The 15,247-nt window shown below is 67.5% G+C and carries 16 protein-coding genes; 10 read left to right on the top strand and 6 right to left on the bottom strand.

Annotation, left to right across the window (positions count from 1 at the left end; all coding sequences use genetic code 11):
• Positions 1-225 precede the first annotated feature (225 nt).
• From OG390_RS36715 to OG390_RS36675, 9 genes are all read left to right on the top strand, one after another.
• The gene (locus tag OG390_RS36715) at positions 226-1,251 is read left to right on the top strand and encodes an NAD(P)-dependent alcohol dehydrogenase (RefSeq protein WP_406173906.1); all 1,026 of its coding nucleotides are present in this window, start codon (positions 226-228) and stop codon (positions 1,249-1,251) included.
• Between the two features lie 18 nt (positions 1,252-1,269).
• A complete protein-coding gene (locus OG390_RS36710; protein WP_406173904.1) occupies positions 1,270-2,871 on the top strand; it encodes an extracellular solute-binding protein in 1,602 nt (533 codons plus the stop codon).
• Between the two features lie 80 nt (positions 2,872-2,951).
• Positions 2,952-3,830 carry a carbohydrate ABC transporter permease gene (locus OG390_RS36705; protein ID WP_406173903.1) on the top strand — a complete coding sequence of 293 codons (879 nt, stop codon included), beginning with the start codon at positions 2,952-2,954 and terminating at the stop codon, positions 3,828-3,830.
• Entirely contained in the window at positions 3,827-4,672 is an 846-nt protein-coding gene (locus OG390_RS36700) for a carbohydrate ABC transporter permease (protein WP_406173901.1), read from the top strand. The genes OG390_RS36705 and OG390_RS36700 overlap by 4 nt, the downstream gene beginning before the upstream one ends.
• The gene (locus OG390_RS36695; protein WP_406173900.1) at positions 4,669-5,757 is read left to right on the top strand and encodes an ABC transporter ATP-binding protein; all 1,089 of its coding nucleotides are present in this window, start codon (positions 4,669-4,671) and stop codon (positions 5,755-5,757) included. The genes OG390_RS36700 and OG390_RS36695 overlap by 4 nt, the downstream gene beginning before the upstream one ends.
• Before the next feature lies 1 nt (position 5,758).
• Positions 5,759-6,838, top strand: coding sequence for an ABC transporter ATP-binding protein (locus OG390_RS36690; protein ID WP_406173898.1), 1,080 nt, complete (start codon positions 5,759-5,761; stop codon positions 6,836-6,838).
• Between the two features lie 329 nt (positions 6,839-7,167).
• Positions 7,168-7,500, top strand: coding sequence for a putative quinol monooxygenase (locus OG390_RS36685; protein WP_406173896.1), 333 nt, complete (start codon positions 7,168-7,170; stop codon positions 7,498-7,500).
• Between the two features lie 26 nt (positions 7,501-7,526).
• Positions 7,527-7,688, top strand: coding sequence for a hypothetical protein (locus tag OG390_RS36680; protein ID WP_406173894.1), 162 nt, complete (start codon positions 7,527-7,529; stop codon positions 7,686-7,688).
• A gap of 12 nt (positions 7,689-7,700) precedes the next feature.
• The gene (locus tag OG390_RS36675; protein WP_406173892.1) at positions 7,701-7,955 is read left to right on the top strand and encodes a DUF6233 domain-containing protein; all 255 of its coding nucleotides are present in this window, start codon (positions 7,701-7,703) and stop codon (positions 7,953-7,955) included.
• 878 nt (positions 7,956-8,833) lie between these two features.
• Here OG390_RS36675 and OG390_RS36670 read toward each other — a convergent pair.
• From OG390_RS36670 to rpsB, 5 genes are all read right to left on the bottom strand, one after another.
• On the bottom strand, positions 8,834-9,961 hold the full coding sequence (locus tag OG390_RS36670) for a phosphatidate cytidylyltransferase (RefSeq protein ID WP_406173890.1): 1,128 nt from the start codon (positions 9,959-9,961) through the stop codon (positions 8,834-8,836).
• Positions 9,961-10,518, bottom strand: coding sequence for a ribosome recycling factor (frr, locus tag OG390_RS36665; protein WP_010984060.1), 558 nt, complete (start codon positions 10,516-10,518; stop codon positions 9,961-9,963). The genes OG390_RS36670 and frr overlap by 1 nt, the downstream gene beginning before the upstream one ends.
• A gap of 172 nt (positions 10,519-10,690) precedes the next feature.
• Entirely contained in the window at positions 10,691-11,461 is a 771-nt protein-coding gene (pyrH, locus tag OG390_RS36660; protein WP_406173888.1) for a UMP kinase, read from the bottom strand.
• Positions 11,462-11,644: 183 nt separating this feature from the next.
• Complete coding sequence (tsf, locus tag OG390_RS36655; protein WP_406173886.1) at positions 11,645-12,481, bottom strand: translation elongation factor Ts; 837 nt, start codon at positions 12,479-12,481, stop codon at positions 11,645-11,647.
• 94 nt (positions 12,482-12,575) lie between these two features.
• A complete protein-coding gene (rpsB, locus tag OG390_RS36650) occupies positions 12,576-13,490 on the bottom strand; it encodes a 30S ribosomal protein S2 (protein WP_406173885.1) in 915 nt (304 codons plus the stop codon).
• 270 nt (positions 13,491-13,760) lie between these two features.
• Here rpsB and OG390_RS36645 point away from each other — a divergent pair, with 270 nt between their 5' ends.
• Positions 13,761-14,375: a murein hydrolase activator EnvC family protein gene (locus OG390_RS36645; protein ID WP_406173883.1), complete on the top strand. Its 615-nt coding sequence runs from the start codon at positions 13,761-13,763 to the stop codon at positions 14,373-14,375.
• Positions 14,376-14,639: 264 nt separating this feature from the next.
• Here the strand turns inward: OG390_RS36645 and OG390_RS36640 are convergent, their stop codons facing one another.
• Positions 14,640-15,197 (bottom strand): TetR/AcrR family transcriptional regulator, encoded by a 558-nt coding sequence (locus tag OG390_RS36640; protein ID WP_406178061.1) that lies wholly within the window; start codon positions 15,195-15,197, stop codon positions 14,640-14,642.
• Positions 15,198-15,247 lie beyond the last annotated feature (50 nt).

Here is a 15,247-nt window from a genome sequence, read left to right as displayed (position 1 = left end):
CTCTGGCTGCTCTCAGTGAGCTTCCGGGTTGTTGGCGGGGCATTAACACTCCCGTACGGCGCGCGTCACAATCCCTCGGTGCAGTGATTGGACCAGTTCGACGGCCTCTCGCCTACGGCGTGTGTCACATTGAGACATTCGCGGACGGCTTCTGAGACATCGACCTGCGAGCGGCGGCCTGTGTAATCGGCGCACCACCCACCCGCCGACTCGCAGGGAGCCGCCATGAAAGCCGTGCAGGTCATCGAGTACGACGAGCCGCCCGTGCTCGTGGACGTGCCGGACCCGCAGATCACCGGTCCGCTGGATGTGATCGTGAAGATCGGGGGCGCCGGAGTCTGCCGGACCGATCTGCACATCCTCGAAGGACAGTGGAAGGACAAGAGCGGGGTCACCCTTCCGTACACGATCGGTCATGAGAACGCCGGCTGGGTCGCGGAGGCCGGGGAGGCCGTCACCCACGTCAAGGTCGGTGACCCGGTCATCCTGCACCCGCTGGTGACCTGCGGTCTGTGCCGCGCCTGCCGGGCCGGCGACGACGTGCACTGCATGAACTCGGCCTTCCCCGGCATAGACACCCACGGGGGCTACGCCGAGTACCTGAAGACCAACGCCCGCTCGGTCGTGCCCCTCGCCCCGTCCCTGGAGCCGGCCTCGGTGGCGGCCCTGGCCGACGCCGGGCTCACGGCGTACCACGCCGTCGCCAAGGCGGCCCGGGTGCTGCGGCCCGGCGACAAGGCCGTGGTCATCGGCGCCGGCGGACTCGGACACATCGGAATCCAGGTGCTGCGGGCCCTGTCGCCGGTCGAGATGATCGTCATCGACCGCAGCCCGGAGGCCCTCGCGCTGGCCAAGGAACTGGGCGCCGACAACACCCTCGTCGCGGACGGAAGCGAAGCGGACCGCGTACGTGACCTCACCGCAGGGCACGGGGCGGAAGTCGTCCTGGACTTCGTCGGTGAGGGGGGCGCCGTCGAGACGGGCGTGGCCTGCCTGCGCCGCAACGGCAACTACTACGTCATCGGCTACGGCGGCCACCTGAACGTTCCGACGATCGACGTCATCTCCACGGAGATCAACTTCATCGGCAACCTCGTGGGGTCCTACAACGACCTCTCCGAGCTGATGGTCCTGGCGGCCCAGGGCAAGGTCACGCTGCACACCCAGCGGTACCCCCTCGCCTCCTTCCAGCAGGCCCTCGACGATCTGGACGCCGGGGCCGTACGCGGCCGAGCGATCTTGATCCCCTGACACCGCAGGAGAAGCCCCATGCGCAGCAGACCGTACACCGCCCTGGTCGCCGTCGCCGCCGTCGCGGCCCTGACCGCCACCGCGTGCACCGCCCAGAACCAGGCACAGGCCAAGCCCAAGGAAAAGGCCGCGCTCTTCAAGCCCGGCTCGGAGATCAGCTACAAGAAGTACGGCAAGGACTACCCGGCCACGAAGGTCAAGGACGTCCCCGGACCCTGCAGCTACGAGTCGATCAGCCGCAAGGACTATTCCGGACAGACACTGAAGATCATCAGCCACGCCGTTCCCGTCATCGGCGAGCCGACCCAGCTGCACGCCAAGCAGTTCGAGGAGATCACCGGGGGCAAGGTCGAGGTGGTCAACGTCCCCTTCGGCGAGCTGCACCAGAAGATCCTCACACCCCTCCAGGCGAACCAGCCGGCGTACGACGTCATGTTCTACCCGTCCCTGTGGATCGGCGACATGGCCCCGTATCTGGCACCGGTACCGAAGACATACCTGAACACCCCCGGCATGAAGGACGTCACCAAGGCCTACATGGACGTGGCGACCTGGAACGGGAAGGTCGTGCAGTACCCGGTGGACGGTGACCGGCACTACCTCAAGGTCCGCACCGATGTCCTGAACGACCCCGAGCGGCAGGCGGAGTACAAGAAGGCCACGGGCAAGGACCTGCAAGTCCCCAAGACGTGGACCGAATACCAGCAGGTAGCCAAGTTCTTCAGCGGCAAGGACTTCGACGGCGACGGCAAGCGCAACTACGGCAGTGCCGAGGTGACCAAGCGCGACGACCTGACATTCTCCGCGTTCATCAGCCGGGCGGCGCCGTATGTGAAGAACCCGGACGTCAAGGGCGGTGTCTTCTTCGACGTCAAGACTATGAAGCCGCTGATCAACACGCCCGGATTCGTCCGCGCTCTGCAGGACATGGTGAAGGCCAAGTCCACCTGGGCACCCGGCGGCGCCAACTTCGGCCTGGGAGACGAGATCTTCTCCTTCGGAGGCGGCCAGACACTGATGTCCTACTCCTGGGACGACGCCTTCATCCAGGCTCAGCAGACGGACAGCAGGATCCGCAACAAGGTCCGGGCGGCGCCCCTGCCTGGCTCCTCGGAGGTCTACAACCGCACCACGAAGTCGTGGGACAAGAAGGCCAACCAGGCGCCCTACTTCACCTGGGGATGGACCTCGGCGGTGGCCAAGGCCTCGCGCCACCAGCAGATGGCCTTCGACTACCTGTGCTTCTTCAGTAACGAGGCCAACACCGCCCTCGATCTGACCATCGGCCGATTCGGTGTCAACCCCTACCGCAACGCCCACTTCGACCCGGCGTTCTGGGAGAAGCAGGGCTGGGACAAGGACGTCGCCGAGTCGTATGTGCGAACGCTCTCCGGCATGGAGAAGAGTCCCAACCGCGTCTTCGACCTGCGCGTGCCGGGTGTCAATCAGTACATGTCCGCACTGTCCAACGGAGTCGCCGCGGCTGTGGCGGGCCAGGAATCCCCGCAGCACGCACTGGACGGCGTGGCCGAGGAATGGTCCAAGATCACCAACCAGATCGGCGAGGACAAGGTCCAGAGCGCCTATCGCAACGTGGTTGCGCTCGAGGACAACTCCTGATCCGACCGCAGGACGCCCCGGGGGCCGGACCGGACCGGCCGGCCACCCGGGGTCGCCCGCCCCCTTCCGCAAGGAGAACCATGGACGGCCTGCGCCGGCACAAGAGCATGTTCCTGCTGCCGGGACTGCTCACACTCTTCCTGATCATCATTTTCCCGCTTCTGTTCACCATCCGCGTCAGCTTCTCCGGCTGGAACGTCAGCAACCCTCACATGGACTTCATCGGAGGGGCCAACTACACCGCCGTACTGCACGACGGCCGCTTCTGGGCCTCCATCACCCGGCTGGTCCTGCTGGCGGGCGGCACGGTCCTGATCCAGTACGTCATCGGGTTCGGCATGGCCCTGCTGGTCTGGCGCGACGTACGCGGCCGCCGATTCTGGCGGGTGCTGTTCCTTGTCCCCATGATGACCACGCCCGTGGTGATGGCCGCCATCTGGCAGACGATCTTCCATGAGTCGCTGGGGCCGGTGAACGATCTGCTGGGGATGCTGGGCCTGTCCAGGATTCCCTGGCTCACCGAGTCCGGCCCAGCGCTGGTCGCGTTGATGACTGTCGAAGTCTGGCAGTGGACCCCCTTCATGTTCCTGCTGCTGCTGGCCGGTCTGCTGAGCCTTCCCAAGGAACCGTTCATGGCCGCGGCGATCGACGGCGCCGGCACCTGGCGCACCTTCTGGAAGGTGACCTTCCCGCTGATGGCGCCGGTGTCGGTCGCGGCGGTCGTCATCCGGCTGATCGAGGCGTCCAAGCTCTCCGACAGCGTCTACGTACTGACCTCCGGCGGCCCTGGCTCCTCCACGGAGACCCCGGGCTACTACCTCTACATCCAAGGGCTCAGGGACCAGCAGACCGGATACGGCGGCGCGATGTCGCTGACCTACCTGGTCCTGATGAGCGTCACGCTCACGGTTGTCGCCGCCCTGCTCACCAGGGCCCTCAAGCTGAAGGGGGACTCATGAGGTCGCGCCTTTATCCCGTATTCAAATACACCGTCATCGCACTGTGGGCGTGCTTCGTCGCGGGACCGTTCTTCTGGGCGATGACGACCAGTTTCAAGGATGCCAACGCAGTACAGGGCGGCCCCACCTACATTCCCTGGGCGCAGTACAAGCCCACCCTCACCGGCTGGCGCAACATCTTCGGCGGAGCCGGCGGTGTCGATGTGATCGATCCCTTCGTCAACAGCGCGATCATCACCATCGCCGCGTCCGCCATCAGCCTGGCGCTGGGGTCCCTGGCCGCCTACGCACTGTCCCGCTACCGGTTCAAGCTGGGCTTCATCAAGAACAGCGACATCGTCTTCTTCTTCGTCTCCCAACGGATCATGCCGCCGGTCGTGCTGGTGATCCCCTTCTTCTACCTCCTGCAGTGGGGCGGTCTCCTGGACAGCATCCCCGGTCTGGTCATCGTGACGGTCGCACTGCTGCTGCCGATCGCGGTCTGGGTGATGGTGGACTTCTTCAACGGCGTCCCGCGGGAGATCGACGAGATGGCGATGCTGGACGGCTGCGGCCCGTTCCAGACCTTCGTACGGGCGATCCTGCCGAACTCCCTGCCCGGCCTGACCGTGGCGGCGATGTTCTGCGCGGTGTTCGGCTGGAACGACTTCTTCTTCGCCTTCCGGCTGACCTTCACCGAGGTCCAGACCCTGCCCCAGGCGGTCGTGGCCCTCAACTCCTCCATTCCGCCCTGGTGGACGCTGTCCGCCGCCGCGCTCTTCGGCGTGACACCGCTGATCCTGCTCGCGATCTGGGTGGAGCGCTATCTGTCCAAGGGGAACCTGTCGGGAGCGGTCCGATGAACCTGAACGCCACTGATCTGTGCCTGACCGTCGACGGCGTCGACCACCTCAATAACGTGACCGCGACCTTCCAGCCGGGACGGCTCCACACCGTCATCGGCCGGACGATGGCCGGGAAGACGACACTGCTGCGGGTCCTGGCCGGCCTGCAGAAGGTGGATTCCGGCTCGCTGACCCGGGCGGGCGCGGACTTCCTGAAGACACCGGTGTGGCGGCGCGACACCGCCATGGTTTACCAGCAGTTCATCAACTACCCGCATCTCAACGTGTTCCACAACGTGGCCTTTCCCTTGAAGCGGGCCGGGCTGTCGCGGGACGAGATCCAGCGACGAGTCCGGCAGAGCCTGGCGAATGTGGGGCTTGCGGACTTCGAGAAGCGCAAGCCGTCCCAGCTCTCCGGCGGCCAGCAGCAGCGCGTCGCGATGGCCCGCGCCCTGGCACGCGGCGCCGGCACCCTTCTGCTCGATGAGCCGCTGGCGAACCTGGACTACAAGTTGCGCGAACAACTGCGCGACGAGTTCAAGACCCTCTTCTCGGACCAGGGCGACACCATCGTCATCTACACGACCACCGAACCCGCCGAGGCGATGATGCTCGGGGATGTGGTGCTGGTCATGCACGAGGGGCGGATCCTCCAGACCGGCACCCCACAGGAGGTCTTCGAACGTCCGGCGACCACCACGGTGGCGTCCATCATCAACGACCCGCCCATGAACATCTTCGCGGGCCGGATCGAGGACGGCCAGGTCACGGTGGCCGGCTTCCAGGCCACGCACGTCTCCGCGCACCTGGCCGACCTGCCCGACGGTGCCTACCAGCTCGGCCTGCGCGCCACGGACGTCAGCCTGGCCTCCACCGGGGTCGAAGGCGAGGTCACTTTCGTGGAGATCTCCGGTTCCGAGACCTTCGTCCACGTGGTCGTCGGCGAGAGCCCCTTCGTCGTACAGGTCGAGGGCATCCACGACGTCACCCTCGGCGACCTGGTCAAACTGCGGCTCCGTCCCGACCGGCTGTTCGCCTTCGATGAGATCGGGGCGCTCGTGCGGACACCTTCATACGATCTCGCTTCAGCAGAAGGGCGTTGATATGGCGCAGTTGGACATCGTCGACGTCGGGCACGCGTATGCGCCGGGTGTCGAGGAGGAGCGGTGGGCTCTCAAACCGCTGAAGCTGACATTCGAGTCCGGCAAGACCTACGCGCTGGTCGGGCCCTCGGGCTGCGGCAAGACAACGCTGCTGAACATCCTGTCCGGTCTGGTCAGACCGTCCCGGGGACAGGTGCTGTTCGACGGCGTCGACGTCACCGCCCTGCCCACGAAGGCCCGTAACATCGCCCAGGTCTTCCAGTTCCCGGTCATCTACAAGTCGATGACGGTCTACGACAACCTCGCCTTCCCGCTGCAGTGCCGGCGCTGGGACAGGGCGAGGATCGACGCCAAGGTCCACCAGGTCGCCGAGGCCCTGGACCTGCACGACCGGCTCAAGCAGCCTGCCCGCGGGCTCACCGCCGACGACAAGCAGCTGATCTCACTCGGCCGCGGTCTGGTCCGAGACGACGTCGCGGCCATACTGATGGACGAGCCGCTCACCGTCATCGACCCGCAACTCAAGCAGATGCTGCGGCGCAAGATCCGTGAGATCACCGAGCAGTTCAGGCCCACCGTGATCTACGTGACGCACGACCAGTACGAGGCGATGAGCTTCGCCCAGGAAGTGCTGGTGATGAAGGACGGCCGGGCCGTGCAGCAAGGCACCCCGGAGCAGCTCTTCGAGGCGCCCTCGTCCACCTACGTCGGCTACTTCATCGGCTCACCGGCGATGAACTTTTTGACCGTGGACCGGGACGACGGGCACTTCGCGCTGGGTGGCCGGACGCTGTCCGTCGCCTGGGACATCCCGCAGAGCACGACCGAGGTCCAGGTGGGCGTCCGGCCCGAGTACATCAAGGCCGTCACGGAACCCGGCCCCAACACCTTCCCCGGCAGGCTGCGGGGCGTCAGTGACCACGGCGCGCAGCGCGTGCTCGAGGTCGAAGTGGCCGGACAGCTCCTGAGGGCCAAGACGCCCCGGGAGGAGGGAGTTCCGGCGGGCGAGGAAGTCCTGATCCATCTGCCGCGCGCCAAGGTCCTTCCGTACGCGGACGGTCAGTTGGTGCTCCAGTCTTGATCATCTTTCGGGCATGCCTGCGCCACCTGGCCACCTCCTGCGTGGCGGGCGATGCCATGCGACGGGGTGCTCGACGCGCCTTCTCTCACCGGTCCGCGGGCCGGTGACGGCAAGCCGAGGTCGTACGATCTTGTCACGACGAGTCCTGGTGGCGCGGCCAGAAGGCGGGCAACGCCGCGCCCGCCCGCGGATTGGCTTGTTGCCTGCCCGTCGCGTACGCAACACCTGCTGGATGCGGGTGCAGGAGCTGCCCCGACCGGAGCGAACGCTTCCCTTCCGCCGCGCCAGATGCGGCGGAACCGACAGACAGACATCAGTGGAGGAATCCCGTGATCTTCATCACCGCCAAGTTCCGAGTCCGTCCCGAACACGCCGACCGCTGGCCCGAGATCACCGCTGACTTCACCCGGGCCACACGCGCCGAGCCCGGCTGCCTGTGGTTCGACTGGTCGCGCAGTGTGGAGGACCCGACGGAGTACGTCCTGGTCGAGGCTTTCCGCGACGACGCGGCCGGGGGCACGCATGTGCAGTCCGCGCACTTCAGGGCTGCGCAGCAGACATTGCCGCCCCATCTGGTCGAGACGCCGCGCATCGTGAACCTGACCGTTCCGCAGCACGACTGGTCGCTGCTGGGCGAGATGTCGGTCCCCGGCCAGGAGTAATCGTCAATGAGCAGTGCGCTCGCAGGATGAGCGTTCCGGTGCACGGCAAGGCGAGTGCGGTCGTTGAACGGGGAACGTGCCGGCTCCTCTTCGGCCGCCGCTACCTCTCCGAAGGCAGCATGGACGCCATCTACACCGACCACGCCGTCGCCGAACTCCCTGCCGCTACACCACCACAGGGGACATGACCGTACGCGGCGATGGATCGAGGCCGAGAAGCAGCGCGAAGACGAGCGGCAGCGTGGGATCGAGGCTCGGCCGCCCGCGCCGGACTGGCTCATCGAGCAGGGGCTCTCGGGGCGCGACCCCGTGTACGTGCACGTCGGCGGCTGCTGGAACTCCGGGACGCGAGCCGCGGAGTAGAGCGGGACCAGGCGGGGTGGGCGCTCACGGAGGGCGGGGTACCAGCCTGCCCGCACTGCCGTCCGGACACGGATCTGGGGATTCTCGACTGAGCTTTCCGGCCGATCATGTGCGGAGCCGGACTGCGAGGGCGGCTGGGTGACGGTGCCGCGGAATCCTGTCGACCCCCGCCGATGATCACGCCACCGCTCGCAGCGGCCCTTGCTCACCGGCAGGAACGGCTTCTCGATTGCGCGTGCAGGGCACACCGACAAGGGAACAATGCCGAGCATGGGCGCATGGGGGACGTTGCTCGCAACAGTCGTCGGTGCTGCGATCGCTCTGCTGGGGCAGCACCTCGTGAAGCGCGCCGAAGACAGGGCTCGCCTGTCGGAGCTGCTCCTGGAGCAATGTGCTCTGGTGGCTGCCTCTGCGTCGGACTTCCAGAACCGCGTCTGGGAGGAGCGAGTCCTCAGCATGGACGGCCGTCAGCGCCCGGGATCTCTCCGCTCACAGACTGGTGTCCGCTCGGCTGCAGATCCTCTCCAGGGACCGGGCCCTGCTCTCGGCGCTGGAGGAACTGAACAAGGCCGGCCAGCAGCTCGGCAGCTACTGGCGACGGGGCGGCGTGGAAGAGGCCGAGTACACCAGGCGTCCGGAGCGGCATCGCACCGCCAAGGCGCGATTCCTCGCCGCGAGCGGAGAAGTGGTCCGTCGGCGCCTCACTCAGACCTGGGTGACTGGGGCCCACGCCCAGACACGGCCTGGCGGCCCGCGGGACAACCTCGCAATCGACGCCGAAGACGCAGGTAAGGGGCCTGTTGACGGCGGATCCCTGCCAGTTCCCCGGACTTGGGCATGGCCCATCAATGTCGCAGAAAAACGGAGAGGGCTCGCCGCCCAGTGGACAACGAGCCCCCACCGTCAGAACCGCAGCTCAACGGCGCAGCGACCGCGATCTTGACCGCTGGTCAGCCGGATCTCACGAAGATCAGCCGGCCCCTACGAAGATCACCAACAGCAGCCACACCACCGGAGCCGTGGGAAGCAACGAGTCCAGTCGGTCCATGATCCCGCCGTGGCCCGGCAGCAAGGTGCCCATGTCCTTGATGCCGAGGTCCCGCTTGATCATGGACTCGCCGAGGTCACCGAGCGTGGCGCTGGCCGCGACCGCGAGGCCGAGGAGCAGGCCCTGCCACCAGGTGCCGTCGTCGATCAGGAACTGCATGCACAGCGCACCTGCCGCCATGGCGAAGCTGACCGCTCCGAGCAGGCCCTCGCGGGTCTTGCCCGGGCTGATGCGCGGCGCCAGCTTGTGCTTGCCGAAGCGCCAGCCGATCGCGTACGCGCCGGTGTCGCTGACGACCGTCAGCAACAGGAAGGTCAGGACGCGGCGCGGGCCGTCGTCGGCCGTCAGCATCATCGCCACGAACGTCGCCAGGAACGGCACGTAGAAGGCCGCGAAGACCCCCGCCGTGACGTCCCTGAGGTAGCCCTCGGGCGGTTCCGTCATGCGCCAGACCAGGACGGCCAGCGCGGTGAGCGCCATCGCCACCCATGCGCCCTCGGCGCCCCGGACGTATCCGGCGACGACCATCGCGGCACCGCCGAGTGCCAGCGGGACGAGGGGCGCCTTGATGCCTTTGCGCTCCTCCAGCCGTGAGGTGAGCTCCCAGAGCCCCACCACCACGGCGACCGCTATGACTCCGACGAACACGGCCTTGACGATGAACAACGACGCGACGATCACCGCGCCGAGCCCGACGCCCACTCCTATGGCCGCGCCCAGGTCGCGTCCCGCACTCTTCTTCTGCGGTGCGGGGACGGGCTGTGGGGCGCTGGGCATGGGCTCCTGCGGCTTCTGTGACGGGTTCCCGTACGACGCCGCCGGCGGTGAGTGGTCGCGGAACGGGGGGCCGCTCAGCCGAGCGGCCCCCCGATCGTCATCCTGGTCTCCGCCATGTGGGGGTACGTCGGGCACGATGGGCATGGGGCGAGTCTGCTGCGCGTCATGCGCATCGTACGCGGGACCCGCTGGGCCTGCCCCCTGGACAGGCCCCTGCTCGGACGGCCCCCAGTACCCGGCTTGTGGCGGCGCCCCCCAGGAAGAGTCGTTCATCAGACCTCGAGCAGCTCCGCTTCCTTGTGCTTCAGGAGCTCGTCGACCTGGGCGACGTACTTCGCCGTGGTGTCGTCGAGCTCCTTCTCGGCGCGGCGGCCCTCGTCCTCGCCGACCTCGCCGTCCTTGATCAGCTTGTCGATGGCGTCCTTGGCCTTGCGGCGCACGGAGCGGATCGAGACCTTGGCGTCCTCGCCCTTGGTCTTCGCCACCTTGATGTAGTCCTTGCGGCGCTCCTCGGTCAACTCCGGGAACACCACTCGGATGATGTTGCCGTCGTTGCTCGGGTTGACGCCCAGGTCGGAGTCGCGGATCGCCTGCTCGATGTTGCGCAGCGCGCTCTTGTCGAACGGGGTCACCACGGCCATGCGCGGCTCCGGCACCGAGAACGAGGCCAGCTGGTTGATCGGCGTCAGTGCGCCGTAGTAGTCGGCCACGATCTTGTTGAACATCGCCGGGTGCGCACGACCGGTGCGGATCGCGGCGAAGTCCTCCTTGGCGACCACGACGGCCTTCTCCATCTTCTCCTCGGCCTCGAGGAGGGTCTCTTCGATCACCACTTGCTCCTGCGTGTCTTGAGTAGGCCCGGCAGCTGTTTCCTCGTCGGGGTCGGCGGCCGGCTGCGTCGCGTCTTATTCCTGCACGGTTCCGGACCGGCAGGACATTGTCCATCCCCCGGTCAGGGTCCGTCCTCGGCCGGGGTTCGTCCCCCGTCCGAGGTCGTCCCCGTCAGGCCCGGCCGCTCTGGTCGCCCACGAGTGTGCCGATCTTCTCACCCTTGACGGCCCGTGCGATATTGCCCTCCGCCAGGAGCTCGAAGACCAGGATGGGCAGCTTGTTGTCCCGGCACAGGGTGATGGCGGTCATGTCGGCGACCTTGAGGTCCCGGGTGATGACCTCGCCGTAGCTGAGCGCGTCGAACTTGACGGCCTCGGGGTTGGTCTTCGGGTCGGAGTCGTAGACCCCGTCCACGCCGTTCTTACCCATCAGCAGGGCCTCGGCATCGATCTCCAGGGCACGCTGGGCGGCCGTGGTGTCGGTGGAGAAGTACGGCATGCCCATACCGGCGCCGAAGATGACCACACGGCCCTTCTCCAGATGGCGCACGGCGCGCAGCGGGATGTAGGGCTCGGCGACCTGCCCCATGGTGATGGCGGTCTGAACGCGGCTGTCGATGCCCTCCTTCTCCAGGAAGTCCTGGAGAGCGAGGCAGTTCATGACCGTGCCCAGCATGCCCATGTAGTCGGAACGGGCTCGGTCCATGCCGCGCTGCTGGAGTTCGGCGCCGCGGAAGAAGTTGCCGCCGCCGATGACGACCGCGACCTGGGCGCCGCCTCGCACCACGGCCGCGATCTCGCGGGCGATCTTGTGCACCACGTCGGGATCGACGCCCAGTCCGCCGCCACCGGCGAACGCCTCGCCGGAAAGCTTCAGCAGAAAGCGTCCCGCGCCTTTGCCGTCGTCGGTCTTCTCGCCCTTGTCGGCCTGGGTGGTGGTCATGGAGATCTCCTCATGGTGCACATACGAAGAAGGCCATTGCCGGTGGGGTGTCGTTCGCATCCCATGCTCGGCAATGGCCTCCTCGTCAGATCTGCTGTCGTCCGACACGCGCGCGTGGGTGTCGGCGTACGCGGACGACTGCTGTCGACCCTATAGGGGCCGAGCGTCGATCGCGGTACGGACTCAGATGCCGACCTTGATGCGCACGAAGCGCTTCAGGGTGACACCGGCCTCGTCCAGGACCTTCTGGACAGTCTTCTTGTTGTCGAGCGCGTACGGCTGGCCGAGGAGGGTGGCCTCCTTGAAGAAGCCGTTGACGCGACCCTCGACGATCTTCGGGAGCGCGGCTTCGGGCTTGCCCTCGGCGCGGGTGGTCTCCTCGGCGACGCGACGCTCGGTCTCGACGACCTCGGCCGGGACGTCCTCCTTGGAGAGGTACTTCGGCGCGAAGGCGGCGATGTGCTGCGCGATGCCCTTGGCAAGGTCGGCGTCGGCCTTGTCCAGCTCGACCAGGACACCGATCTGCGGGGGCAGGTCGGGCATGGTGCGGTGCATGTACGCGGCGACGTAGGCGCCGGAGAACTGGGCGAAGCGGTCCAGGACGATCTTCTCGCCCAGGTTGGCGTTGGCCTCGTCGACGAACGCCTGAACCGTCTTGCCGGGCTCGATCTCGGAGCCGAGGAGCGCCTCGATGTCGGCCGGGGAAGTGGCGGCGGCATGCTGCGCGATCTGGTTGGCGACGGCCTGGAACTTCTCGCCCTTGGCGACGAAGTCCGTCTCGCACTTCAGCTCGACCAGGACACCGGAGGAGTTGTCGTCGGCGATGACGGAGACCACGGCGCCGTTCTCGGCGGAGCGGCCCTCGCGCTTGGCGACGCCCTTCTGGCCCTTGATGCGCAGCGCCTCGACGGCCTTGTCGACGTTGCCGTCGGCCTCGTCCAGGGCCTTCTTGCAGTCCATCATGCCGGCGCCGGTGAGCTCACGGAGCTTCTTGACGTCAGCGGCGGTGTAGTTCGCCATGATTCCTGGAATCTCTCTCGGAGTCTGAAGATCTACGGGCCGAACGGCGGGGGCTTTGGAGCCCCCGCCGTTCACAACCCGAAGGGGTGAGGGGTCAGGCCTGCTCGGCGTCCGCGGCGGGAGCCTCGGCGGCGGGGGCCTCAGCGGCCGGCGCCTCGACGGGCGCAACCTCGGCCTGCTCGGCGTCGGCAACCTTCTCCGTCTCGGCGGAGGTCTGGACCTCGGCCTCGTCGGCCTTCTTCTCGCCCTCGAGCAGGTCGCGCTCCCACGCGGCGAGCGGCTCGCCCGCGGCCTTGTCACCCTCGGCCTTGCCGGCGCCGGAGCGGGCGATGAGGCCCTCGGCGACGGCGTCGGCGATCACGCGGGTGAGCAGGGTGACGGAGCGGATCGCGTCGTCGTTGCCCGGGATCTTGTAGTCGACCTCGTCGGGGTCGCAGTTGGTGTCGAGGATGGCGACGACCGGGATGTTGAGCTTGCGGGCCTCGCCGACCGCGATGTGCTCCTTCTTGGTGTCCACGATCCAGACGGCGCTGGGCACCTTCTGCATCTCGCGGATACCACCGAGGGTCTTCTCCAGCTTGGCCTTCTCGCGCGAGAGCACGAGAAGCTCCTTCTTGGTCAGACCGGACGCGGCGACGTCCTCGAAGTCGATCTGCTCGAGCTCCTTGAGGCGCTGCAGACGCTTGTAGACGGTGGAGAAGTTGGTGAGCATGCCGCCCAGCCAGCGCTGGTTGACGTAGGGCATGCCGACGCGGGTGGCCTGCTCGGCGATGGCCTCCTGCGCCTGCTTCTTCGTGCCGACGAACATGACCGTGCCGCCGTGGGCGACGGTCTCCTTGACGAACTCGTAGGCGCGGTCGATGTACGACAGCGACTGGAGCAGGTCGATGATGTAGATGCCGTTGCGCTCGGTGAAGATGAAGCGCTTCATCTTCGGGTTCCAGCGACGGGTCTGGTGACCGAAGTGGACGCCGCTCTCCAGCAGCTCCCGCATCGTGACGACGGCCATGGCCGTTCTCCTTGGTGTTCTCGGTTGTGCCGCGTGTGCCGGACGGCACTCGCGCCTGACGCCCGCGATGCGCCTTGCCACAAGGGACCGAGAGGCGCTGACACCGGTTTTTGATGACCAGGTGTCGGGGCGTGCGAAGTCGACCCGGTGACCCGGATCGCCATCAGAAGTGTACGGGACCCGAGAGGCACCGGGTGACGCCGCTGTCCACAACCGGCCGGTACTCCACAGACCCCGGCCATGATCCGCCCGATGCGGGACGGTTCTCGCATGCGAGCGAAACGATGTGTGCGTACGTGGCTGGGGTTGCTGCTGGGCATGACGTTGACCGTGCTGGGGGCGCTGAGCCCGTCGGCTCTGGCCCGCACGCCCGCGACGGCGACACCCGCCCCGCCGGGAACCCCGGAACCACCGGGCCCCGATCCGACGGTCCCGACCGTCGCCCGTACGTGGCCGGTGGGTCTACGCCCAATGGTCGTACGAGGCTGGGGACCCCCGGCGACGCCCTACGGCCGGGGCCACCGCGGCGTGGACCTGGCGGCGGCCCCCGGGACAGCCGTACGGGCGGTCGCACCCGGGCGCGTGTCCTTCGCCGACAGGGTCGCGGGCCGCGGTGTCGTCTCGGTGGAACTGTCGGGCACCGGAACGCCGCCCTTGCGGACGACCTACGGACCGGTACGGGCCTCGGTGAAGAAGGACGACGAGGTGACGACGGGCGAGGTCCTGGGCACGGTGGAGCCGGGCGGCTCCCACTGCCCGACGTCCTGCCTGCACTGGGGACTGCTGAGAGGCAAGACCTACCTGGACCCGCTCTCCCTGCTCCCACCGTGGCTGCTGCACAGAGGCCCGTCACGCTTGCTGCCGGTGATCGGGAAACCGTCCTAGCCGTGGGCAGACACACCGCCGCCCCACGCAGCTGTGGCCATGCGTGCCGCCAGGGGCGGCAACCCATGGCCAACCCACGGAGCTGTGGCCATGCGTGTCGCCAAGGGTGGCAGCCCACGTAGCTGTGGGCATGCGCGGCTGAGGGCGGCACCGACCCCAAAGAGTGCGGCACCCCGTACAACGCCGGGATGCGCGACCCACCCCGAGCTCAGCCCGACCTCGGGTGCCCCACGAGAACGGACTCAGCCCCTAGCGAGAACGGACTCAGCCCCGAACGCCCCGAAGAGTCATCCCAACGGCCGCCTCGGTGATCGCCGAAGGATCCTCCGCCGCCCCCAGCTCAATCCGCCGCACAGCCGCATCCACCACACCCTGAAGCAGCATCGCGGCCAGCCGCGGTTCCCCGTGCCCCATCTCTCCCAGCGCCTCGACGATCATCGCCACGAGCCCGCCGTGAGCCGCACGGATCTTCTCCCGCGCCCCGGCATCGAGCTCGCTCGCCGAGATGGCGACCACGGCCCGGTGCCGCCGGTCCCCGACCAACGCCAGCTGCTGCCGGACATAGGCCTCGACCTTGCCCTCCGGAGAGGAGGACCGCTCCATCGCCGCCGAAACCTCCGCCGCCCAGACGGGAAAGTCGACCTCGCACAGCTCCTCGACGACGGCCGCCCGCGACCGGAAGTACTCGTACACGGAGGACCGCGCGAGCCCCGTGCGCTCGGCGAGAGCCGGGAAGGTCAGAGCCTCCGTCCCGCCCTCGGACAGCAGGGAGCGCGCCGCGTCCAGCAGGGCGGCTCGCTGCATCGACCGGTGCTCGGCCACGGAGGCCGCTCGAATCCTTGGCACGTCAACCACTGTACGGACGGACCGCC

Source organism: Streptomyces sp. NBC_00996, assembly GCF_045162675.1.
Lineage (GTDB): Bacteria > Actinomycetota > Actinomycetes > Streptomycetales > Streptomycetaceae > Streptomyces.
This window is presented reverse-complemented; position numbering and strand designations above follow the sequence as displayed.